This window comes from Citrobacter telavivensis (assembly GCF_041807075.1).
GTDB lineage: Bacteria > Pseudomonadota > Gammaproteobacteria > Enterobacterales > Enterobacteriaceae > Citrobacter_A > Citrobacter_A telavivensis.
This window is the reverse complement of record NZ_JBGUBF010000010.1, coordinates 24,382-44,864: the sequence shown is the minus strand read 5'-3', so window position 1 is coordinate 44,864 and position 20,483 is coordinate 24,382. Positions and strand designations below refer to the sequence as shown.

Annotated in this window: 21 protein-coding genes; 14 read left to right on the top strand and 7 right to left on the bottom strand. The window is 55.1% G+C overall.

The features are described 5' to 3' along the window. Nucleotides 1-14 precede the first annotated feature (14 nt). Entirely contained in the window at nucleotides 15-755 is a 741-nt protein-coding gene (gene hemD, locus ACERJC_RS23215; RefSeq protein WP_152400944.1) for a uroporphyrinogen-III synthase, read from the bottom strand. After that, nucleotides 752-1,693 (bottom strand): hydroxymethylbilane synthase, encoded by a 942-nt coding sequence (hemC, locus tag ACERJC_RS23210; RefSeq protein WP_152400946.1) that lies wholly within the window; start codon nucleotides 1,691-1,693, stop codon nucleotides 752-754. The genes hemD and hemC overlap by 4 nt, the downstream gene beginning before the upstream one ends. 390 nt (nucleotides 1,694-2,083) lie before the next feature. Between hemC and cyaA the strand changes: the two genes are divergently transcribed. Continuing rightward, nucleotides 2,084-4,630, top strand: coding sequence for a class I adenylate cyclase (gene cyaA / locus ACERJC_RS23205; RefSeq protein WP_152400948.1), 2,547 nt, complete (start codon nucleotides 2,084-2,086; stop codon nucleotides 4,628-4,630). A 33-nt stretch (nucleotides 4,631-4,663) separates the two neighbouring features. Here cyaA and cyaY read toward each other — a convergent pair whose 3' ends face one another. After that, complete coding sequence (gene cyaY, locus ACERJC_RS23200) at nucleotides 4,664-4,984, bottom strand: iron donor protein CyaY (protein WP_373672569.1); 321 nt, start codon at nucleotides 4,982-4,984, stop codon at nucleotides 4,664-4,666. Nucleotides 4,985-5,122: 138 nt separating this feature from the next. Between cyaY and lptM the strand changes: the two genes are divergently transcribed. From lptM to corA, 8 genes are all read left to right on the top strand, one after another. Next, on the top strand, nucleotides 5,123-5,326 hold the full coding sequence (lptM, locus tag ACERJC_RS23195) for an LPS translocon maturation chaperone LptM (protein WP_371896432.1): 204 nt from the start codon (nucleotides 5,123-5,125) through the stop codon (nucleotides 5,324-5,326). Nucleotides 5,327-5,362: 36 nt separating this feature from the next. Further along, nucleotides 5,363-6,187 carry a diaminopimelate epimerase gene (gene dapF / locus ACERJC_RS23190; protein WP_042326115.1) on the top strand — a complete coding sequence of 275 codons (825 nt, stop codon included), beginning with the start codon at nucleotides 5,363-5,365 and terminating at the stop codon, nucleotides 6,185-6,187. After that, nucleotides 6,184-6,891 carry a DUF484 domain-containing protein gene (locus tag ACERJC_RS23185; protein WP_061075765.1) on the top strand — a complete coding sequence of 236 codons (708 nt, stop codon included), beginning with the start codon at nucleotides 6,184-6,186 and terminating at the stop codon, nucleotides 6,889-6,891. Before dapF ends, ACERJC_RS23185 begins: the two co-directional genes overlap by 4 nt. Further along, complete coding sequence (xerC, locus tag ACERJC_RS23180) at nucleotides 6,888-7,784, top strand: tyrosine recombinase XerC (protein ID WP_152400954.1); 897 nt, start codon at nucleotides 6,888-6,890, stop codon at nucleotides 7,782-7,784. The genes ACERJC_RS23185 and xerC overlap by 4 nt, the downstream gene beginning before the upstream one ends. Then, on the top strand, nucleotides 7,784-8,500 hold the full coding sequence (gene yigB / locus ACERJC_RS23175) for a 5-amino-6-(5-phospho-D-ribitylamino)uracil phosphatase YigB (RefSeq protein WP_373672568.1): 717 nt from the start codon (nucleotides 7,784-7,786) through the stop codon (nucleotides 8,498-8,500). The genes xerC and yigB overlap by 1 nt, the downstream gene beginning before the upstream one ends. Before the next feature lie 195 nt (nucleotides 8,501-8,695). Beyond that, the gene (uvrD, locus tag ACERJC_RS23170) at nucleotides 8,696-10,858 is read left to right on the top strand and encodes a DNA helicase II (protein WP_152400958.1); all 2,163 of its coding nucleotides are present in this window, start codon (nucleotides 8,696-8,698) and stop codon (nucleotides 10,856-10,858) included. 148 nt (nucleotides 10,859-11,006) lie between these two features. Then, on the top strand, nucleotides 11,007-11,063 hold the full coding sequence (gene ysgD, locus ACERJC_RS23165) for a YsgD/CorL family protein (RefSeq protein WP_212723238.1): 57 nt from the start codon (nucleotides 11,007-11,009) through the stop codon (nucleotides 11,061-11,063). 153 nt (nucleotides 11,064-11,216) lie between these two features. Continuing rightward, a complete protein-coding gene (gene corA, locus ACERJC_RS23160; RefSeq protein WP_046492960.1) occupies nucleotides 11,217-12,167 on the top strand; it encodes a magnesium/cobalt transporter CorA in 951 nt (316 codons plus the stop codon). A gap of 32 nt (nucleotides 12,168-12,199) precedes the next feature. Here the strand turns inward: corA and ACERJC_RS23155 are convergent, their stop codons facing one another. From ACERJC_RS23155 to yigI, 3 genes are all read right to left on the bottom strand, one after another. Beyond that, complete coding sequence (locus ACERJC_RS23155; protein WP_152400959.1) at nucleotides 12,200-12,580, bottom strand: DUF2628 domain-containing protein; 381 nt, start codon at nucleotides 12,578-12,580, stop codon at nucleotides 12,200-12,202. Nucleotides 12,581-12,785: 205 nt separating this feature from the next. Further along, a complete protein-coding gene (rarD, locus tag ACERJC_RS23150; RefSeq protein WP_373672567.1) occupies nucleotides 12,786-13,682 on the bottom strand; it encodes an EamA family transporter RarD in 897 nt (298 codons plus the stop codon). Nucleotides 13,683-13,725: 43 nt separating this feature from the next. Continuing rightward, a complete protein-coding gene (gene yigI / locus ACERJC_RS23145; RefSeq protein WP_152400963.1) occupies nucleotides 13,726-14,193 on the bottom strand; it encodes an acyl-CoA thioesterase YigI in 468 nt (155 codons plus the stop codon). 164 nt (nucleotides 14,194-14,357) lie between these two features. Here yigI and pldA point away from each other — a divergent pair, with 164 nt between their 5' ends. The 3 genes from pldA (at nucleotide 14,358) to rhtC (ending at nucleotide 17,829) form a co-directional block, all read left to right on the top strand. Then, nucleotides 14,358-15,227, top strand: coding sequence for a phospholipase A (gene pldA / locus ACERJC_RS23140; RefSeq protein WP_373672566.1), 870 nt, complete (start codon nucleotides 14,358-14,360; stop codon nucleotides 15,225-15,227). An 84-nt stretch (nucleotides 15,228-15,311) separates the two neighbouring features. Then, nucleotides 15,312-17,141, top strand: coding sequence for an ATP-dependent DNA helicase RecQ (gene recQ / locus ACERJC_RS23135; RefSeq protein WP_373672565.1), 1,830 nt, complete (start codon nucleotides 15,312-15,314; stop codon nucleotides 17,139-17,141). 67 nt (nucleotides 17,142-17,208) lie between these two features. After that, complete coding sequence (gene rhtC / locus ACERJC_RS23130; protein ID WP_042998816.1) at nucleotides 17,209-17,829, top strand: threonine export protein RhtC; 621 nt, start codon at nucleotides 17,209-17,211, stop codon at nucleotides 17,827-17,829. Between the two features lie 42 nt (nucleotides 17,830-17,871). Here the strand turns inward: rhtC and rhtB are convergent, their stop codons facing one another. Continuing rightward, on the bottom strand, nucleotides 17,872-18,492 hold the full coding sequence (gene rhtB, locus ACERJC_RS23125; RefSeq protein WP_061075760.1) for a homoserine/homoserine lactone efflux protein: 621 nt from the start codon (nucleotides 18,490-18,492) through the stop codon (nucleotides 17,872-17,874). A gap of 111 nt (nucleotides 18,493-18,603) precedes the next feature. Here rhtB and pldB point away from each other — a divergent pair, with 111 nt between their 5' ends. Beyond that, nucleotides 18,604-19,626, top strand: a complete 1,023-nt coding sequence (pldB, locus tag ACERJC_RS23120) for a lysophospholipase L2 (RefSeq protein ID WP_286632338.1) — start codon at nucleotides 18,604-18,606, stop codon at nucleotides 19,624-19,626. Between the two features lie 8 nt (nucleotides 19,627-19,634). Further along, on the top strand, nucleotides 19,635-20,435 hold the full coding sequence (yigL, locus tag ACERJC_RS23115) for a sugar/pyridoxal phosphate phosphatase YigL (RefSeq protein WP_042326141.1): 801 nt from the start codon (nucleotides 19,635-19,637) through the stop codon (nucleotides 20,433-20,435). The last annotated feature ends 48 nt before the right edge of the window (nucleotides 20,436-20,483 follow it).

The window sequence follows — 20,483 nt, the reverse complement described above, 5'->3', positions numbered from 1 at the left end:
TCCCATTATGAGAGTTATTGTAATGCGCGCAGTAGCGCATCGTTGTCGGCGTTATCAGCGACCTTAATATCTTGCCAGCCCAGTTCCCGGGCGAGGTGCGCCAGACGCTCGCTGACGACGATAAGCCGACAGCGTAGTAACCAGTTTTCACGATACCACTGCGGGATCAGCGCGTTGAGCTGTTGCAGCATTTCCCCGCTGGTGACCACTACCGTTGTCACGCCGCGCGACTGCCAGCGCATCGCTTCTTGTGCTCCATCGTAATGTTTAGCACTACGTTGATAACATTCATAAAACGTGACATCAGCGCCGCGTGCCGTTAGGGTTTCACCTAACAGCTCGCGACCGCCGTTGCCGCGTAAAATCAGCGCACGTTTGCCCGCAATATTTTGTAATTCAGGTAATTGTAGCAAGACTTCGCTGATTTCCCGATCCAGCGGATAGCGAATGTCGTATCCGCTGACGGTATGCAGTGCCAGAGCGGTCGTGCGACCAATGGCAAAATAGCGCGCGGCGGCGGGCCACTTCAGCCCTTCACGTTCCAGTTGCGCATGGGCAAAAGAGACCGCGTGCTGTGATAACACAAAGAGCAGATCGTTATCGGTGATCGCCGAAAACGCCCCGGCCAGCCGCGATAAATCCCGACCCGGGGTAAATTCGATGAGCGGAAAACTCCAGGCCTCCTGCCCCAGTGTGCGCAGACGGCTCACTAACGCTTCCCCTGCGGGAGACGGGCGGGTGACCAGGATACTCATGCGGGGGATTCTCCGTTATAGACCTCGGTCAGAATGGCGCGGGCACCGTTATCCAGCAGCTCTTCGGCCAGTGAAATGCCCATCTGTTCCGCCTGTTCGGGCGAGCCACGGCGCTCTCCGCGTACCATTTGCGAACCGTCTGGCGAACCGACCAGCGCACGTAGCCAAATCTCACCGTTATTGAATTCAGCATAGCTGCCAATTGGCACCTGACAGCCTCCTTCCAGGCGGGTATTCATCGCGCGCTCGGCTTTGACGCGCAGTGCAGTGATTTCATCATTCAGCGGCGCCAGCAACGCCTGAGTCCGGCTGTCGTCGAGGCGGCATTCGATACCCACCGCGCCTTGTCCCACGGCTGGCAACGACACTTCTGGCGGTAGCGCAGTGCGAATACGGGATTCCAGCCCTAAGCGTTTTAAACCGGCAACGGCCAGGATAATGGCATCGTAGTCGCCGTTATCCAGCTTGCTCAGGCGGGTTCCAACGTTGCCGCGCAGAGAACGGATGACGAGATCCGGACGGCGTTCAGCCAGTTGACACTGACGGCGTAAACTGGAGGTTCCCACGATGCTGCCAGCAGGCAGTTCATCAAGGGTGTTGTAAGTGTTCGAGACAAAGGCGTCGCGCGGATCTTCGCGTTCGCAGATGGTGACCAGTCCCAGACCTTCCGGGAATTCGACCGGAACATCTTTCATCGAGTGCACCGCGATGTCGGCACGTTTTTCGAGCAGCGCAACTTCCAGCTCTTTTACGAACAAGCCTTTACCGCCTACTTTCGCCAGTGGGGTATCAAGAATTACGTCGCCACGCGTCACCATAGGCACCAGTTCCACGACCAGGCCGGGGTGGTTCGCCATCAGGGCGTCTTTGACATAATGTGCCTGCCAGAGCGCAAGGGGGCTTTGGCGTGTGGCAATTCTTAAAACATTGTCTAACATGCTTGTTACCGTCATTATCGTCCGTGGTTCATCCTAACATCCTTACAAGTGGGATGTCAGTGTTACGGTCAAAGGTAAGTCAAGGATAAGGCGCTGCGTTGCGGCTGGCACTATTTAATGACGAGGAACCGTCCGATCGTACCTCAGAATTTACGCGAAGCGATTAGTGCTACACTTGTATGTAGCGCATCTTTCTTTACGGTCAATGAGCAAGGTGTTAAATTGATCACGTTTTAGACCATTTTTTCGACTGAACGCACAAAAAAAAGGTCGTAAAAGGTAACGGTTATTTTTGTCATTTGGTTTATCCCGAATGGTGGAGGTTGTTGGTAAGCGGATCGCGCTGCGGCAATCGACAGCATGACGGGTAGCAACATCAGGCGATACGTCTTGTACCTCTATATTGAGACTCTGAAACAGAGGCTGGATGCCATTAATCAACTGCGTGTAGATCGCGCGCTTGCTGCCATGGGCCCTGCTTTCCAGCAGGTATACAGTCTTCTGCCGACATTATTGCACTATCACCATCCGCTGATGCCAGGGTACCTTGATGGTAACGTTCCCAGAGGCATTTGCTTCTACACGCCTGATGAAACCCAACGCCACTATCTGAACGAACTGGAACTGTATCGCGGTCTGGCACCGCAGGATCCGCCAAAAGGTGAACTGCCGATCACCGGCGTTTACTCTATGGGCAGCACCTCCTCTGTGGGACAAAGCTGTTCGTCGGATCTCGATATCTGGGTGTGCCACCAGTCCTGGCTCGACAGCGACGAACGGCAACTGCTGCAGCGTAAATGCAGCCTGCTGGAAAGCTGGGCTGCCTCGCTGGGAGTGGAAGTCAGCTTCTTCCTGATTGATGAAAACCGTTTCCGCCATAATGAAAGCGGCAGTCTGGGGGGTGAAGACTGTGGCTCGACGCAGCACATTCTGCTGCTGGATGAATTCTATCGTACCGCGGTGCGTCTTGCCGGTAAGCGTATTCTGTGGAATATGGTGCCGGGTGATGAAGAAGAGCATTACGACGACTACGTCATGACGCTCTACGCCCAGGGCGTGCTCACGCCGAACGAATGGTTGGATCTGGGCGGCTTAAGCTCGCTCTCCGCTGAAGAGTACTTTGGCGCAAGCCTCTGGCAGCTGTATAAAAGTATCGATTCACCGTACAAAGCGGTGCTGAAAACGCTGCTGCTGGAAGCCTACTCCTGGGAATATCCCAATCCACGCCTGTTGGCGAAAGACATTAAACAGCGCCTGCATGATGGTGAGATCGTCTCGTTTGGTCTTGACCCATATTGCATGATGCTGGAACGCGTGACCGAATACCTCACGGCGATTGAAGACCCGACGCGCCTGGATTTGGTGCGCCGATGTTTCTATTTAAAAGTGTGTGAGAAACTGAGCCGCGAACGCGCCTGCGTGGGCTGGCGTCGTGAAGTGCTCAGTCAGTTAGTGAGCGAGTGGGGATGGGACGACGCCCGTCTGTCTATGCTCGACAACCGGGCGAACTGGAAGATCGATCAGGTGCGTGAAGCGCACAACGAACTGCTCGATGCGATGATGCAGAGCTACCGTAATCTGATCCGCTTTGCGCGTCGTAATAATCTCAGCGTCAGCGCCAGCCCGCAGGATATTGGCGTTCTGACCCGTAAGCTGTATGCCGCGTTTGAAGCGTTGCCGGGTAAAGTCACGCTGGTAAACCCGCAGATTTCACCGGACCTCTCCGAACCGAATTTAACGTTTATCCACGTTCCGCCGGGTCGTGCCAACCGTTCAGGTTGGTATCTCTACAACCGTGCGCCAAACATGGATTCCATCATCAGCCATCAGCCGCTGGAATATAACCGCTATCTGAATAAGCTGGTGGCCTGGGCGTGGTTTAACGGTCTGCTGACGTCGCGTACGCATCTGTTTATTAAGGGCAATGGCATTGTCGATCTGCCGAAGTTGCAGGAGATGGTGGCCGATGTGTCGCACCACTTCCCGCTGCGCCTGCCTGCGCCGACGCCGAAAGCGCTCTACAGCCCGTGTGAAATTCGCCATCTGGCGATTATCGTCAATCTCGAATATGACCCGACGGCGGCGTTCCGCAATCAGGTGGTCCATTTTGACTTCCGTAAGCTGGATGTCTTCAGTTTTGGCGAAGAGCAGAATTGCCTGGTGGGCAGCGTAGATCTGCTGTATCGCAACTCGTGGAACGAAGTGCGAACGCTGCATTTCAACGGCGAACAGGCGATGATAGAAGCGCTGAAAACGATTCTGGGCAAAATGCACCAGGACGCCGCGCCACCCGATAGCGTAGAAGTGTTTTGCTACAGCCAGCATCTGCGCGGTTTGATTCGTACCCGCGTGCAGCAGTTGGTTTCAGAGTGCATTGAGCTGCGTCTCTCCAGTACCCGTCAGGAGACAGGACGCTTTAAGGCGCTGCGCGTTTCCGGTCAAACCTGGGGTCTGTTCTTTGAACGCCTGAACGTGTCGGTACAGAAGCTGGAAAACGCCATCGAATTCTACGGCGCGATATCGCATAACAAACTGCATGGTCTGTCCGTTCAGGTGGAGACCAATCAGGTGAAACTGCCGTCGGTCGTGGATGGTTTCGCCAGCGAGGGAATCATTCAGTTCTTCTTTGAAGAGACTGGCGATGAGAAGGGCTTTAACATCTACATTCTGGACGAGAGTAATCGTGCGGAAGTGTATCACCACTGCGAAGGCAGCAAAGAGGAGCTGGTGCGTGATGTCAGCCGTTTCTACTCCTCATCGCATGACCGCTTTACCTATGGCTCCAGCTTCATCAACTTCAACCTGCCGCAGTTCTATCAGATTGTGAACACGGAAGGGCGCGCACAGGTGATCCCGTTCCGCGCGCAGTCGCTTGGCAACGTTCCGCCAGCCAATCAGGATAACGACACGCCGCAGTTGCAGCAGTATTTCTCGTAATGGTTTTGCCGGATGCCATCCGGCAAATAAGACTTAACGAAAGCTGACGTCTTCGCCCGCCTGGTACGTAGCCGCCTGTTCCAGCAGATCCCAGAAGGTTTCCCCGCTTCGGTCACAAACCCATTCGTCGCCTTTCAGGTCGAAATGGTAGCCGCCCTGTTTGGTCGCCAGCCACACCTGGTGCAGCGGCTCCTGACGGTTGATAATGATTTTGCTGCCGTTTTCAAAGCTAATGGTCAGCACGCCGCCGTTGATTTCACAGTCGATATCGCTGTCGCCATCCCAGTCGTCAAGACGCTCTTCGATGGTCATCCACAGGGTATCGGCCAGGCGATGAAATTCACTGTCGTTCATTGTCGTTTCCCGTTTTTTCGTGATGGCGGCAGTATAACCTGAAACAAATCGCGTTGCAGATTACAGGCAAACTCTTGCTTTTACGCCTTCTCCTGCGATGATAGAAAACAGAAAGTATGAACTTACAGGCAATCCATAATGAAAAACGTGTTTCAGGCACTCGCTGTTCTTCTCACTCTGTTCAGCCTGACGGGCTGTGGCCTCAAAGGGCCACTCTACTTCCCACCGGCTGATAAAACCGCACCGCCACCGACTAAACCGGTTGATACACAAACGCAATCAACTCAGCCCGATCAAAACGATCGTGCTACGGGAGATGGGCCTTCCCAGGTGAACTACTGACGGTGTGTTTCTGTACCCGCGTGAACGGAGTGAACAATGCAATTCTCTAAAATGCATGGCCTTGGCAACGATTTTATGGTCGTCGACGCGGTAACGCAGAATGTCTTTTTTTCGCCAGAATTGATCCGTCGCTTATCAGACAGACATCTGGGGGTGGGATTTGATCAACTGCTGGTGGTTGAACCTCCGTACGATCCTGAGCTGGATTTTCATTACCGCATTTTTAATGCCGACGGCAGCGAAGTGTCGCAATGCGGGAATGGCGCGCGCTGCTTTGCCCGTTTTGTGCGCCTCAAAGGGTTAACCAACAAACGTGACATTCGCGTCAGCACGGCGAATGGGCGGATGGTGCTGAGCGTGACGGACGATGAACTGGTGCGTGTCAACATGGGCGAACCCAACTTTGAACCGTCGCAGGTGCCTTTTCGCGCTAACAAAGCGGAAAAGACCTATATTATGCGAGCAGCGGAACAAACAATATTGTGCGGTGTGGTTTCAATGGGCAACCCGCACTGCGTGATTCAGGTCGATGATGTCGACACGGCGACCGTGGAAACGCTGGGACCGGTTCTGGAAAGCCACGAACGTTTTCCTGAACGGGCAAATATTGGTTTTATGCAGGTCGTGAAGCGCGAGCATATTCGTTTACGCGTTTATGAGCGCGGTGCGGGAGAGACGCAGGCTTGTGGGAGCGGCGCATGCGCGGCCGTCGCCGTCGGCATCCAACAAGGTTTGCTGGCGGAAGAAGTCCGCGTGGAATTACCTGGCGGTCGCCTTGATATCGCCTGGAAAGGCCCGGGTCATCCGTTATACATGACTGGCCCGGCGGCACATGTCTATGACGGGTTTATCCATCTATGAAGCAACCAGGGGAAGAACTACAGGAAACGCTTACGGAACTCGATGACCGGGCGGTCGTCGACTATCTGCAGAAAAACCCTGAGTTTTTTATCCGCAACGCGCATGCTGTGGAAGCCATGCGGGTGCCGCACCCGGTGCGGGGCACCGTCTCGCTCGTCGAGTGGCATATGGCCCGCGCGCGCAACCACATCAACGTCCTTGAAGAAAACATGTCGTTGTTGATGGCGCAGGCGAATGCGAACGAAAGCCTGTTTTATCGCCTGCTGCATTTGCAGGGACGTCTGGTCGCAGCCACCAGCCTTGATGATATGCTGATGCGCTTTCATCGCTGGGCGCGTGAACTGGGCCTTGCCGGTGCGACGGTGCGTCTGTTTCCCGATCGCTGGCGTCTCGGCGCGCCGTCGAGCTATACCCATCTGGCGTTAAGCCGTCAGGCCTTCGAACCGCTGCGGATACAGCGGCTGGGGCAGGAACAGCACTATCTGGGCACCCTGAATGGTCCGGAACTGCTGGTGGTGCTTCCCGAGGCGAAGGCGATTGGTTCGGTGGCGATGTCGATGCTGGGACGTGACGGCGATCTGGGCGTCATTCTGTTCAGCAGTCGCGATATGCATCACTATCAGGCGGGCCAGGGAACGCAACTCTTGCATGAAATTGCGCTGATGATGCCGGATCTGCTGGAGCGCTGGATTGAACGTGTATGACGGACTTCACCACCGATGTTACCCGCTTTCTGCGCTATCTGGGCGTAGAACGCCAGCTTAGCCCCATCACGCTGAAGAACTATCAGCGTCAGCTTGATGCCATCATCGCCTTAGCCGGAGAAGCCGGGCTGCAAAGTTGGCAACAATGTGACGCTGCAATGGTGCGCAGTTTTGCGGTGCGCAGTCGCCGCAAAGGCCTTGGGCCCGCGAGCCTCGCGCTACGTCTTTCTGCTCTGCGCAGTTTCTTCGACTGGATGGTCAGCGAAGGTAAGCTGAAAGCCAATCCGGCGAAAGGGGTACAGGCACCCAAAGCACCGCGCCATTTGCCGAAAAATATCGACGTTGATGACGTTAACCGTCTGCTGGATATCGATCTTAACGATCCGCTCGCCGTGCGCGACCGCGCGATGCTCGAGGTGATGTACGGCGCGGGTCTGCGTTTGTCGGAACTGGTGGGACTGGATATCAAACATCTGGATCTCGACACCGGCGAAGTGTGGGTGATGGGGAAAGGCAGCAAAGAGCGTCGCCTGCCTATTGGTCGCAATGCGGTCGCGTGGATTGAGCACTGGCTGGATCTGCGCGGGCTGTTTGGCAGTGATGAAGACGCGCTGTTTTTGTCAAAGCTGGGCAACCGTATATCCGCGCGCAACGTGCAAAAGCGTTTTGCCGAATGGGGCATTAAGCAGGGGTTAAACAGCCACGTGCATCCACATAAGCTGCGTCACTCCTTTGCCACGCATATGCTGGAGTCGAGCGGCGACCTGCGAGGCGTACAGGAACTGTTGGGGCACGCCAACCTCTCGACCACGCAAATCTATACTCATCTTGATTTTCAACACCTGGCCTCGGTGTACGATGCGGCGCATCCACGCGCCAAACGGGGGAAATAATGCGTTTTTACCGGTCTCCAGGACCCATCTCAGCGATCACTTTCGATCTCGATGACACCCTTTACGATAACCGTCCGGTTATCCAGCGCACCGAGCAGGAAGCGCTCGCCTTTGTGCAAAGCTACCATCCGGCACTCCGTACGCTACAAAATGCCGACCTGCAACGTTTGCGTCAGGCGGTGCGTGAAGCCGAGCCGGAAATTTATCACGACGTGACCCGCTGGCGGCATCGCGCTGTTGAGCGGGCGATGCTGAACGCCGGGCTTTCCGCGGAAGAGGCGGTGGCTGGCGCGAACGCCGCGATGATGAACTTTGCGAAGTGGCGCAGTCGGGTCGATGTCCCGCAAGACACACACGATACGCTGAAAGCCTTAGCGAAAAAGTGGCCGCTGGTGGCGATCACCAACGGTAACGCGCAGCCGGAACTGTTTGGCCTCGGCGATTACTTCGAATTTGTACTGCGTGCCGGTCCGGACGGACGCTCAAAACCGTTCAGTGATATGTACTTCCTGGCGGCGGAAAAGCTGAATGTACCGATCGGCGAGATCCTGCACGTGGGCGACGATCTGACGACCGACGTTGCCGGGGCGATCCGCAGCGGATTGCAGGCCTGCTGGATCAAGCCAGAAAATGCTGACCTGATGCACACCGTTGACAGCCGTTTACTGCCGCATATCGAAATTTCACAGTTGGCATCTCTGACCTCGCTGATATAATCACCCGCAGTTCTGTATAAAATTCCAGGGTTTTGGCGGATGGCGCTACGCTTATCCGCCCTACGTTGACTGCGATCATGTAGGCCCGATGGCGCTACGCTTATCCGCCCTACGCTGACTGCGATCACGTAGGCCCGATAAGCGAAGCGCCATCGGGCATTTCGCAGTTTATCTATTCCTAACGCGGCGGTGCCAATGGACGTTTCTTACCTGCTCGACAGCCTCAATGATAAACAGCGCGAAGCGGTGGCCGCGCCACGTAGCAACATGCTGGTTCTCGCGGGGGCGGGGAGTGGTAAAACACGCGTGCTGGTACACCGTATCGCCTGGCTGTTGACGGTAGAAAATAACTCGCCGTACTCGATTATGGCGGTCACCTTTACCAACAAAGCGGCGGCGGAGATGCGTCACCGCATCGGCCAGATTATGGGCACCAGCCAGGGCGGCATGTGGGTGGGCACCTTCCACGGTCTGGCGCACCGACTGCTGCGCGCGCATCACATGGATGCGAATTTGCCGCAGGACTTCCAAATCCTCGACAGTGAAGACCAGCTGCGCCTGCTTAAGCGTCTGATCAAGGCGATGAACCTCGACGAGAAGCAGTGGCCGGCGCGTCAGGCGATGTGGTACATCAACGGGCAGAAAGACGAAGGTCTGCGCCCGCATCATATTCAGAGCTTTGGTAACCCGATTGAGCAAACCTGGCAAAAGGTTTATCAGGCCTATCAGGAAGCGTGCGATCGTGCGGGACTGGTGGATTTCGCCGAACTGCTGCTGCGCGCGCATGAGTTGTGGCTCAATAAGCCGCATATTCTTCAGCACTACCGCGAGCGTTTCACCAATATCCTGGTGGATGAATTCCAGGATACCAACAACATTCAGTATGCCTGGATTCGTCTGCTGGCTGGCGATACCGGCAAAGTGATGATTGTCGGCGATGACGACCAGTCTATCTATGGCTGGCGCGGCGCGCAGGTAGAGAACATCCAGCGCTTCCTGAACGACTTCCCCGGCGCACAAACGATCCGCCTTGAGCAGAACTACCGCTCAACCAGCAATATCCTCAGCGCGGCTAACGCCCTGATCGAGAACAACAACGGGCGTCTGGGTAAAAAACTGTGGACTGATGGCGTCGAAGGCGAGCCGATTTCGCTCTACTGCGCGTTTAACGAACTGGATGAAGCGCGTTTTGTCGTCAACCGGATCAAAACCTGGCAGGACAACGGCGGTGCGCTTGAGCAGTGCGCCATTCTCTATCGCAGTAACGCCCAGTCGCGTGTGCTGGAAGAGGCATTGTTACAGGCCAGCATGCCGTACCGTATCTACGGTGGCATGCGCTTCTTCGAACGTCAGGAAATCAAAGACGCCCTCTCTTATCTGCGTTTGATTGCAAACCGCAATGATGACGCTGCCTTTGAACGCGTGGTGAATACCCCAACGCGCGGGATTGGCGATCGGACGCTGGACGTGGTGCGCCAGGCTTCGCGCGATCGCCAGCTCACGCTGTGGCAGGCGTGTCGTGAACTGTTGCAGGAAAAAGCGCTGGCCGGTCGTGCCGCCAGTGCGCTGCAACGTTTTATGGAACTGATCGACGCGCTGGCGCAGGAAACCGCCGACATGCCGCTGCATGTGCAGACCGACCGGGTGATTAAAGACTCAGGCCTGCGCATGATGTATGAGCAGGAGAAAGGCGAGAAAGGCCAGACGCGCATCGAGAACTTAGAGGAACTGGTGACGGCGACGCGTCAGTTCAGCTACAACGAAGAAGACGAAGACCTGATGCCGTTGCAGGCATTTCTCTCCCATGCGGCGCTGGAAGCGGGCGAAGGGCAGGCGGATACCTGGCAGGACGCGGTACAGCTCATGACGCTGCACTCGGCGAAGGGGCTGGAGTTCCCGCAGGTGTTTATCGTCGGGATGGAAGAGGGGATGTTCCCCAGCCAGATGTCGCTGGATGAGGGCGGACGACTTGAAGAAGAGCGTCGTCTGGCCTACGTCGGCGTGACCCGTGCGATGCAAAAACTGACGTTAACCTATGCCGAAACGCGCCGGCTGTATGGCAAAGAGGTGTATCACCGTCCATCACGCTTCATCGGCGAGTTGCCGGAAGAGTGCGTTGAAGAGGTGCGCCTGCGTGCAACGATCAGCCGTCCGGTGAGCCATCAACGGATGGGGACGCCGATGGCGGAGAACGACACCGGCTACAAGCTGGGCCAGCGTGTGCGTCATGCTAAGTTCGGCGAGGGCACCATTGTGAATCTGGAAGGCAGCGGCGAACACAGCCGGTTGCAGGTGGCTTTCCAGGGACAGGGAATCAAATGGCTCGTCGCCGCGTATGCGAAGCTGGAAACGGTCTAACTTATAGATAAATATCACTTAAATTTCCCTCTCTGCTAACCTTTCTGCATAAGGGGAAATTATTACTTTTTCGCGTTTCGTTGCGTGTTGACGGCAAATTTTTGCTGGCGTAACATGCGCGCACGATTACGCTAAGAGGACATTCGCCTTGGACACACCCAGTAGATACTGGCTCATTATCCTGTCATCCAGGATCAACTCCTAAGGCTATCCCTTTTTGCTGATAGCCTTAGCGGTTGTCAGCGACCTTCTCTCTTTTCCCGTCGCGCTGAGTCAGGCTGTTTAATGGTCTGAAACCCAATTGTTTCTGTGTGCCCACCGAACTGTCCGATATTTTTAAGCATTGGGAGTCCCGGTCATGTTGAGCGCATTTCAACTGGAAAATAACCGACTCATCCGGCTGGAAGTCGAAGAGTCACAAACCCTGATTGATGCCGTATGGGTCGACCTGGTCGAGCCGGACGACGACGAGCGACTGCGCGTACAATCTGAGCTGGGCCAAAGCCTGGCGACACGTCCTGAACTGGAAGACATCGAAGCATCCGCCCGTTTCTTCGAAGACGAAGACGGTCTGCACATCCACTCCTTTTTCTTCTTCGAAGATGCGGAAGACCACGCGGGTAACTCCACCGTGGCATTCACCATTCGCGATGGCCGCCTGTTTACTCTGCGTGAACGTGAGCTGCCCGCGTTTCGTCTGTATCGTATGCGTGCTCGTAGCCAGGCCATGGTTGACGGTAACGCCTATGAACTGCTGCTGGATCTGTTCGAAACCAAAATTGAGCAATTGGCGGATGAAATTGAAAATATCTACAGCGATCTGGAAGAGCTGAGTCGGGTGATTATGGAAGGTCATCAGGGTGATGAGTACGATGAGGCGCTCTCGACGCTGGCGGAACTGGAAGATATCGGCTGGAAAGTTCGCCTGTGTCTGATGGATACCCAGCGCGCACTGAACTTCCTGGTTCGCAAAGCGCGTTTGCCGGGCGGACAACTGGAACAGGCGCGCGAGATCCTGCGAGATATCGAATCCCTGCTGCCGCACAACGAATCCCTGTTCCAGAAAGTGAACTTCCTGATGCAGGCGGCGATGGGCTTTATCAACATCGAGCAGAACCGGATCATCAAGATCTTCTCGGTGGTTTCCGTGGTTTTCCTGCCGCCGACGCTGGTGGCATCCAGCTATGGGATGAACTTCGAGTTTATGCCTGAGCTGCGCTGGAGCTTTGGTTATCCGGGCGCGATTATCTTCATGCTGCTCGCAGGTCTGGCGCCGTATCTGTACTTTAAGCGCAAGAACTGGCTGTAGTATCACGCCCGGTGGCGCTACGCTTACCGGGCTTACAAACCCCAGGTTTGCTCATTCTTAACCTTCAGCAGATAGAACCAGATATTCGCTTTGAAACCGACTAATGCGGAAATTGCGTATCCGATGATACTTATGTCATAGGCCATGGAGATAGCACCTACCGCCAGAAAGAGGAGTAATACGGTAATGCCTTTCTTCCACAGGCCTAAATAAAAAAGGTAAATGAAAGAAAACACTAACGCCCAAATATTTAACCCCATACTCATTTTCTGGCTGAAAGAGAGGGTTTTGTAGCCTGAAGCGTAAAGCGGAGGTGTCTTCCAGAAACCAGGAAGACCGTACTGGTCATAGAATGCAAATCTGGCCCGCCACTTTTCGCTAAGTTCTCCGATCGTATCCTCGTTCTTTTCCATAACATTCCCTTCTTCGCGACATAATAAACATGCTAAGCATCTGTCAGTGAAAAAAAGAACGAAACAAGATTATAGGGAAGTGGCGTTATTTCAGAATTTATAAAGATTCTTCCGACAGAAGAACGCTGCCGGATGGCGGCTACGCCTTATCAGGCCTACAGGTAGCGTAGGCCTGATAAGCGAAGCGCCATCAGGCATATCACGACTACATTCCCTTGCGCGTTCTGCGCTGGGTATAAATCGCATCCGTCACGAAGATCGCCAGTGCGACCCAGATAAAGGCGAACGTCACCATTTTATCCGATCCTGGAACCTCCCCGTAGAACGTCACGGCCAGCAGGAACATTAGCGTCGGGCCGATGTACTGGAAAAAGCCCAGCGTAGAAAGCCGCAGACGCGTCGCCGCACCGGTGAAGCACAGCAGCGGTACTGTGGTCACCACCCCGGCGGCAATCAGCAGCAGGTTGAGCGACATCGGGTTCTGTCCCATATGGCTGGTTGAGCTGTCGGCAATGCCGAACAGGTAGATTGCGGCAATGGGCAGCAGCCACAGGGTTTCCACCAGCATCCCGGTTTGCGCTTCAACGGCGATTTTCTTGCGCACCAGACCGTAAAAAGCAAAACTGAACGCCAGTCCCAGCGCGATAATGGGCAATGAGCCGAAGGTCCAGAGCTGCACCAGAACGCCACAGGTCGCCAGAATCACCGCCAGCCACTGCATCCGGCGAAAGCGTTCGCCGAGAAAAAGCATCCCCAACACAATATTCACCAGCGGGTTGATAAAGTAACCCAGGCTGGCTTCCAGCATATGGTGGTTGTTTACCGCCCAGATAAACAGCAGCCAGTTACCCCCCACGAGTACCGCAGAGAGCGCCAGCAGGACGATCTTTTTCGGCGTTTGCAGCAGCGCCTTCACGCTTGACCACTGACGGCTGATGCTGATCAGCGCCACCATAAAGAAAAACGACCAGATCACGCGATGGGTCAGGATTTCATCTGCGGGGACGTAATAAATTAGCTTGAAGTACGCCGGAGCGATCCCCCAAATAAAATAGGCGGCAAGAGCGAGTAACACGCCCAGCCGCGTTTGTTTTGCATCCATCGGGAAAACTCATGTCTGAAATGTAACAGCAGTTTACCTGTTTTTACCCCACCATATAAGTGGCGGTAGCGCTGGCAATATAAAGCCGGTCTTCGTTATGCAGTTCCACACGTGCCACGGCGACTTTGTTCCCCGCGCGCAGCAGACTGCTGGTGGCGGTAAAGCGATTGCCCCGACCCGGACGCAGGTAGTCCACGCGCAGATCGATGGTCCCCATGCGGGACAGACGCTGACGCAGTTCGTCTTCACTGATGGTTTCATGGCGCGTCAGGGTACTGCCGACACACACCAGTCCGGCTGCCACGTCCAGAGCAGAGGCGATCACTCCGCCATGCAGGATGCTCTGCGCCCAGTTCCCGACCATCATTGGCTGATTATTAAAGGCCAGTTGGGCAAATTCTTTTTCGTAGCGCTCCAGTTCCAGTCCCAGCGCCCGGTTAAACGGCATGTGATAGACAAACATTTCGCCCACGAGCTTCAGGGCTTGCTCAGCAGTCAGTACGGCAGACATACGATTTCGACACTCCGATAGTTAATGAAATGTTGATGTTATGCTTCTTAAATGTTGTTTTCCACTTTAAGACGGGATAACTAACGAGGTGGTGTGTAAATATGTAAAATGGTTGGCAGAATAATAAACAAATCAAAAATCTTTCGTTCAGGAGAACAACAAGAATGCGGGCGATTCTGGCTTGGTTGCTACCAGCAGCAATGCTGCCGCTGACGGCGTATGCGCAAGAGGCGACGGTGAAAGAGGTTCATGATGCACCGGCGGTGCGAGGCAGTATTATCGCCAATATGCTGCAGGAGCATGATAATCCTTTTACGCTTTACCCCTACGATACGAACTACCTGATCTACACCAATACCAGCGACATGAACAAAGAAGCGATTAGTTCCTACAACTGGTCCGAAAACGCCCGCAAAGATGAAGTGAAGTTCCAACTGAGTCTGGCGTTTCCGATCTGGCGTGGGATTGCGGGGCCAAACTCGGTTCTGGGCGCCTCGTATACGCAGAAGTCCTGGTGGCAGCTATCCAACACAGAAGAGTCGTCGCCCTTTCGTGAAACCAACTACGAACCGCAGCTGTTCCTGGGCTTTGCGACGGATTATCGCGTTGCCGGATGGACGCTGCGCGACGTGGAAATGGGTTACAACCATGATTCGAACGGGCGTTCCGATCCGACATCACGTAGCTGGAACCGACTTTACACGCGCCTGATGGCGGAAAACGGCAACTGGCTGGTGGAGGTCAAACCGTGGTACGTCATCGGCAGTACCGACGATAACCCGGATATCACCAAATACATGGGCTATTATCAGCTTAAGGTCGGCTATCATCTGGGTGAGGCGGTGCTGAGCGCGAAGGGCCAGTACAACTGGAATACCGGTTATGGCGGTGCGGAGCTGGGGCTGAGTTATCCGATGACGAAGCATATTCGTCTCTATACCCAGGTGTATAGCGGGTACGGCGAATCGCTGATCGACTATAACTTTAATCAGACGCGTGTCGGTGTGGGCGTGATGCTCAACGATATCTTCTGATCGATGATTGTGTTTTAAACATTGCAGTTTCTCCCTCAGGCGCTGAAAATAGCGCCTGTTTTGATTTAAGCGAACGGGGTTAATGTGGCGCAGGCGGAAGTGTTGAATCTGGAATCAGGTGCTAAACAGGTTTTGCAAGAAACCTTTGGCTACCAACAGTTTCGCCCGGGTCAGGAAGCGATCATCGACACCGTCGTTTCGGGGCGCGACTGCCTGGTCGTGATGCCGACCGGGGGCGGAAAATCCCTCTGCTATCAAATCCCTGCCTTATTGCTCAACGGTCTGACCGTAGTCGTTTCGCCGCTGATCTCCCTGATGAAAGATCAGGTCGACCAACTGTTGGCGAACGGCGTGGCGGCCGCCTGTCTGAACTCGACGCAAACCCGCGAGCAGCAGCTTGAGGTGATGACGGGGTGTCGCACCGGGCAAATCCGTCTGCTCTATATCGCCCCTGAACGCCTGATGCTGGATAACTTCCTTGAGCATCTGGCGCACTGGAATCCGGTGTTACTGGCCGTGGACGAAGCGCACTGCATCTCGCAGTGGGGGCATGACTTCCGCCCGGAATATGCCGCACTCGGGCAGCTCAGACAGCGTTTTCCTGCACTGCCGTTCGTCGCGCTGACCGCGACAGCTGATGAAACCACGCGGCTGGACATTGTTCGCCTGCTGGGGCTGAACGATCCCTTAATTCAGATCAGCAGTTTTGACCGGCCAAACATTCGCTACATGCTGATGGAGAAGTTTAAACCGCTCGATCAGTTGATGCGCTATGTGCAGGAACAGCGCGGTAAATCCGGGATTATTTACTGCAACAGCCGTGCGAAGGTGGAAGACACCGCCGCGCGTCTACAAAGCCGGGGTATTAGCGCCGCCGCGTACCATGCGGGGCTGGAAAATCACATCCGTGCCGACGTGCAGGAGAAATTCCAGCGCGACGATCTGCAAATCGTGGTGGCGACCGTCGCCTTTGGCATGGGCATCAACAAACCCAACGTGCGTTTTGTGGTGCATTTCGATATTCCCCGCAACATTGAATCTTACTACCAGGAAACCGGTCGCGCCGGGCGTGACGGCCTGCCTGCGGAGGCAATGCTGTTTTACGATCCGGCGGATATGGCGTGGCTGCGCCGTTGCCTGGAAGAAAAACCGCAGGGGCAGCTACAGGATATTGAACGGCATAAGCTAAACGCGATGGGCGCGTTTGCCGAGGCGCAAACCTGCCGTCGTCTGGTGCTGCTTAACTACTTCGGCGAAGGGCGTCAGGAGCCGTGCGGCAACTGCGATATCTGTCTCGATCCGCCAAAACAGTACGACGGTCTGATGGATGCGCGCAAAGCGCTGTCGACGATTTATCGCGTTAACCAGCGCTTCGGGATGGGCTACGTCGTGGAGGTGCTGCGCGGCGCGAATAGTCAGCGTATCCGCGAACTGGCACACGATAAACTGCCGGTGTATGGCATTGGTCGTGAGCAGAGCCACGAACACTGGGTGAGCGTGATCCGCCAGTTGATTCATCTGGGGCTGGTGACGCAGAACATTGCTCACCATTCGGCGCTCCAGCTCACCGAAGCCGCGCGTCCAGTGCTGCGCGGCGAGGTCGTGCTGCAACTCGCGGTGCCGCGTATTGTCGCCCTGAAACCACGCGTGATGCAGAAATCCTTTGGCGGCAATTACGATCGCAAACTGTTCGCCAAACTGCGCAAGCTGCGTAAAGCCATTGCCGATGAAGAGAACATCCCGCCATACGTCGTCTTTAACGATGCCACGCTGATTGAGATGGCGGAACAGATGCCGGTTTCCGCGAGCGAAATGCTCAGCGTCAACGGGGTGGGAATGCGTAAACTGGAGCGCTTCGGTAAAGAGTTTATGGCGCTGATCCGCGCCCACGTCGATGGTGATGACGAAGAGTAGTCAGCCGGGCAAAAAAGTGCCAGGATGGTGACTCACTGAACTGTTTCCCCCGCGAGTATTTTCGATCATGCTAATGTTATTTCTCACCGTGGCGATGGTGCACATTGTGGCACTGATGAGCCCAGGGCCGGATTTCTTTTTTGTCTCGCAGACGGCGGTCAGCCGCTCGCGCAAAGAAGCGATGATGGGCGTGCTGGGCATTACCTGTGGCGTCATGGTCTGGGCGGGCATCGCGCTGCTCGGTCTGCATCTGATCATCGAAAAAATGGCCTGGCTACACACTATTATCATGGTGGGCGGCGGCCTGTATCTGTGCTGGATGGGTTACCAGATGCTGCGAGGGGCGTTGAAAAAGCAGGATGTTGCCGCCCCCACGCCGCAGGTTGAGCTGGCGCAAAGCGGCCGCAGTTTCCTGAAGGGGTTACTGACGAATCTGGCTAACCCGAAAGCCATCATCTACTTCGGTTCGGTCTTTTCTCTGTTCGTCGGCGACAGCGTCGGTACCGCCGCGCGCTGGGGGATTTTCGTGCTGATTATCGTTGAGACCTTCGCGTGGTTTACCGTGGTCGCCAGCCTGTTTGCGCTACCGAAAATGCGCCGCGGCTATCAGCGCATGGCGAAATGGATCGACGGTTTTGCCGGGGCGTTGTTCGCTGGATTTGGTATCCACCTGATCATTTCGCGATAAGGCTTCGTGCCGGATACGCGCCAGCCGCTATCCGGCAACCTGTCAGGCATGGCGAGCCGACGCCAGTAGTGCACCCACCAGCATAAACAGCGAACCGAACACTTTGTTTAACGCTTTCATCTGCTTCGGCCCTTTGATCCACAAGGCGATACGCTGCGCCAGCGTGGCGTAACCGATCATCACCACGATATCGACCACAATGGTGGTCACGCCAAGCACGATGTACTGCATCAGCTGCGGTTCTTTTGGCATCACGAACTGCGGGAAAAGGGCTGCCAGAAAGACGATGCTTTTGGGGTTCGTCAGATTCACGAATACCGCGCGTTTGAACAGGCGACCGCGTGACTGGGTCTGGGCCATTGTATTCAGGTCAATGGCCCCGGCGGCGCGCCATTGCTGAATACCTAACCAAATCAGATAGGCGGCGCCCGCCCATTTCAACACCTCAAAGGCGATGACGGAGCGCGAAAACAGGGTACCCAGACCCACGCCGACCAGCACGATATGAATGCCCAGCCCGGCCTGTAACCCGGCAATCGACGCCGCTGCGCCGCGATAGCCGTGATTAATGGAAGTCGTCATGGTGTTGATGGCGCCGGAACCGGGTGAAAGGCTCAAAATTATGGATGTCAGCAGGTAGGCGAACCACCATTCGAAGGTCATGAGAAACTCCCTGATTGTCGGTTTTTATGCCACAATACGCTACTGTCACAGTAAAGTGTTACGCGCTACTGAAAAAACGATTTTTACCTGGTAAACGAGGCTGGATACCCGATGTTTCAGCAGCAAAAAGACTGGGAAACGAGAGAAAACGCGTTTGCGGCTTTTTCCATGGGGCCGTTAACAGACTTCTGGCGTCAGCGCGAGGAAGCGGAATTGACCGGTGTGGGCCGGGTGCCGGTGCGCTTTGTCCGGTTTCGCGCTGAGCATAACGATCGTGTCATCGTCATCTGCCCGGGGCGAATAGAAAGCTATGTGAAGTACGCCGAACTGGCGTATGACCTGTTTCATCTGGGCTTTGATATCCTCATTATTGACCATCGCGGCCAGGGACGTTCAGGGCGTATGCTATCGGATCCCAATCGCGGTCATGTCGACAATTTCAACGACTATGTTGATGATTTATCGGCGTTCTGGGAACAAGAAGTTCAGCCGGGGCCGTGGCGTAAACGTTATATTCTGGCGCATTCGATGGGCGGGGCGATTGCGACGCTGTTTTTGCAGCGTCATCCGCATCAGTGCGATGCTATCGCGCTCTGTGCGCCGATGTTTGGTATTGTAATGCGGCTGCCGGACTGGATGGTCCGCCATATTCTGGACTGGGCTGAAGGGCATCAGCGTATCCGGGAAGGGTATGCGATAGGCACCGGACGCTGGCGGGCATTGCCTTTTAGCATGAATGTATTAACCCACAGTCGACAGCGCTATCGGCGTAATTTACGTTTTTATGCGGATGAGCCGCAGCTGCGTGTCGGCGGTCCGACCTATCACTGGGTACGGGAAGGCATCCTGGCTGCTGAACAAGCGCTGGCAGGTGCGGGCGATGACGCCACGCCAACTCTGCTGATTCAGGCCGAAGAAGAGCGTGTGGTGGATAACCGCATGCACGAACGTTTTTGTGAACGCCGCGCCGCAGCGGGCCATCCTGTCGAAGGGGGTCATCCGCTGGTCATTAAAGGCGCTTACCATGAGATCCTTTTTGAAAAGGACGCTATGCGCTCAGTTGCGCTTCAGGCTATTGTTGGTTTTTTCAACAAGCATAACTCATCAGCGGAAACCGCTTTGCTCAGAGGTTGAATTTTTATATGTATCAGGTTGTTGCGTCTGATTTAGATGGCACACTGCTTTCTCCCGACCATACCCTATCTCCCTACGCGAAAGAAACGCTGAAGCTATTGACCGCGCGCGGCGTTAATTTTGTCTTTGCGACGGGTCGTCACCATGTCGACGTGGGACAGATCCGCGATAACCTGGGGATTAAGTCCTGGATGATCACCTCCAACGGTGCGCGTGTACATGACATGGACGGAAATCTGGTGTTTACCCATAACCTGGATCGCGATATTGCCAGCGATCTGTTTGGGGTGGTGAACACTAACCCGGATATCATTACCAACGTCTATCGTGATGACGAATGGTTTATGAACCGCCATCGTCCGGATGAGATGCGCTTTTTCAAAGAGGCGGTGTTCCATTACACGCTGTTTGAACCCGGTTTACTGGAGCCGGAAGGCGTCAGCAAAGTGTTCTTTACCAGCCATTCTCATGACGTTCTGTTGCCGCTGGAACAGGCTATTAATGCGCGCTGGGGCGATCGCGTCAACGTGAGTTTCTCCACGCTCACCTGCCTGGAAGTGATGGCGGGCGGCGTGTCGAAAGGTCATGCGCTGGAAGCGGTTGCCAAAGCGATGGGTTACAGCCTTAAAGACTGCATCGCCTTTGGCGACGGCATGAACGACGCTGAAATGCTGTCGATGGCGGGTAAAGGCTGCATTATGGGCAATGCGCACCAGCGTCTGAAGGATTTGCATCCGGAACTGGAAGTGATTGGCATCAACGTCGATGACGCGGTACCGCACTACCTGCGCGATCTTTTCTTGCGCTAAAATGAATGCTTATTAATTAACCAGTCGTCAACTTAACTCTCCGCTACA

What these genes read in the sequence shown, in the direction of transcription:
- yigI (WP_152400963.1), bottom strand. Translation starts at nt 14,193, where the DNA reads ATGTCTGCCGTACTGACTGCTGAGCAAGCCCTGAAGCTCGTGGGCGAA.
- corA (WP_046492960.1), top strand. Translation starts at nt 11,217, where the DNA reads ATGTTGAGCGCATTTCAACTGGAAAATAACCGACTCATCCGGCTGGAA.
- ACERJC_RS23185 (WP_061075765.1), top strand. Translation starts at nt 6,184, where the DNA reads ATGAAGCAACCAGGGGAAGAACTACAGGAAACGCTTACGGAACTCGAT.
- rhtB (WP_061075760.1), bottom strand. Translation starts at nt 18,492, where the DNA reads ATGACCTTCGAATGGTGGTTCGCCTACCTGCTGACATCCATAATTTTG.
- cyaY (WP_373672569.1), bottom strand. Translation starts at nt 4,984, where the DNA reads ATGAACGACAGTGAATTTCATCGCCTGGCCGATACCCTGTGGATGACC.
- dapF (WP_042326115.1), top strand. Translation starts at nt 5,363, where the DNA reads ATGCAATTCTCTAAAATGCATGGCCTTGGCAACGATTTTATGGTCGTC.
- pldB (WP_286632338.1), top strand. Translation starts at nt 18,604, where the DNA reads ATGTTTCAGCAGCAAAAAGACTGGGAAACGAGAGAAAACGCGTTTGCG.
- rarD (WP_373672567.1), bottom strand. Translation starts at nt 13,682, where the DNA reads ATGGATGCAAAACAAACGCGGCTGGGCGTGTTACTCGCTCTTGCCGCC.
- hemD (WP_152400944.1), bottom strand. Translation starts at nt 755, where the DNA reads ATGAGTATCCTGGTCACCCGCCCGTCTCCCGCAGGGGAAGCGTTAGTG.
- hemC (WP_152400946.1), bottom strand. Translation starts at nt 1,693, where the DNA reads ATGTTAGACAATGTTTTAAGAATTGCCACACGCCAAAGCCCCCTTGCG.
- rhtC (WP_042998816.1), top strand. Translation starts at nt 17,209, where the DNA reads ATGCTAATGTTATTTCTCACCGTGGCGATGGTGCACATTGTGGCACTG.
- xerC (WP_152400954.1), top strand. Translation starts at nt 6,888, where the DNA reads ATGACGGACTTCACCACCGATGTTACCCGCTTTCTGCGCTATCTGGGC.
- uvrD (WP_152400958.1), top strand. Translation starts at nt 8,696, where the DNA reads ATGGACGTTTCTTACCTGCTCGACAGCCTCAATGATAAACAGCGCGAA.
- yigB (WP_373672568.1), top strand. Translation starts at nt 7,784, where the DNA reads ATGCGTTTTTACCGGTCTCCAGGACCCATCTCAGCGATCACTTTCGAT.
- pldA (WP_373672566.1), top strand. Translation starts at nt 14,358, where the DNA reads ATGCGGGCGATTCTGGCTTGGTTGCTACCAGCAGCAATGCTGCCGCTG.
- lptM (WP_371896432.1), top strand. Translation starts at nt 5,123, where the DNA reads ATGAAAAACGTGTTTCAGGCACTCGCTGTTCTTCTCACTCTGTTCAGC.
- yigL (WP_042326141.1), top strand. Translation starts at nt 19,635, where the DNA reads ATGTATCAGGTTGTTGCGTCTGATTTAGATGGCACACTGCTTTCTCCC.
- ACERJC_RS23155 (WP_152400959.1), bottom strand. Translation starts at nt 12,580, where the DNA reads ATGGAAAAGAACGAGGATACGATCGGAGAACTTAGCGAAAAGTGGCGG.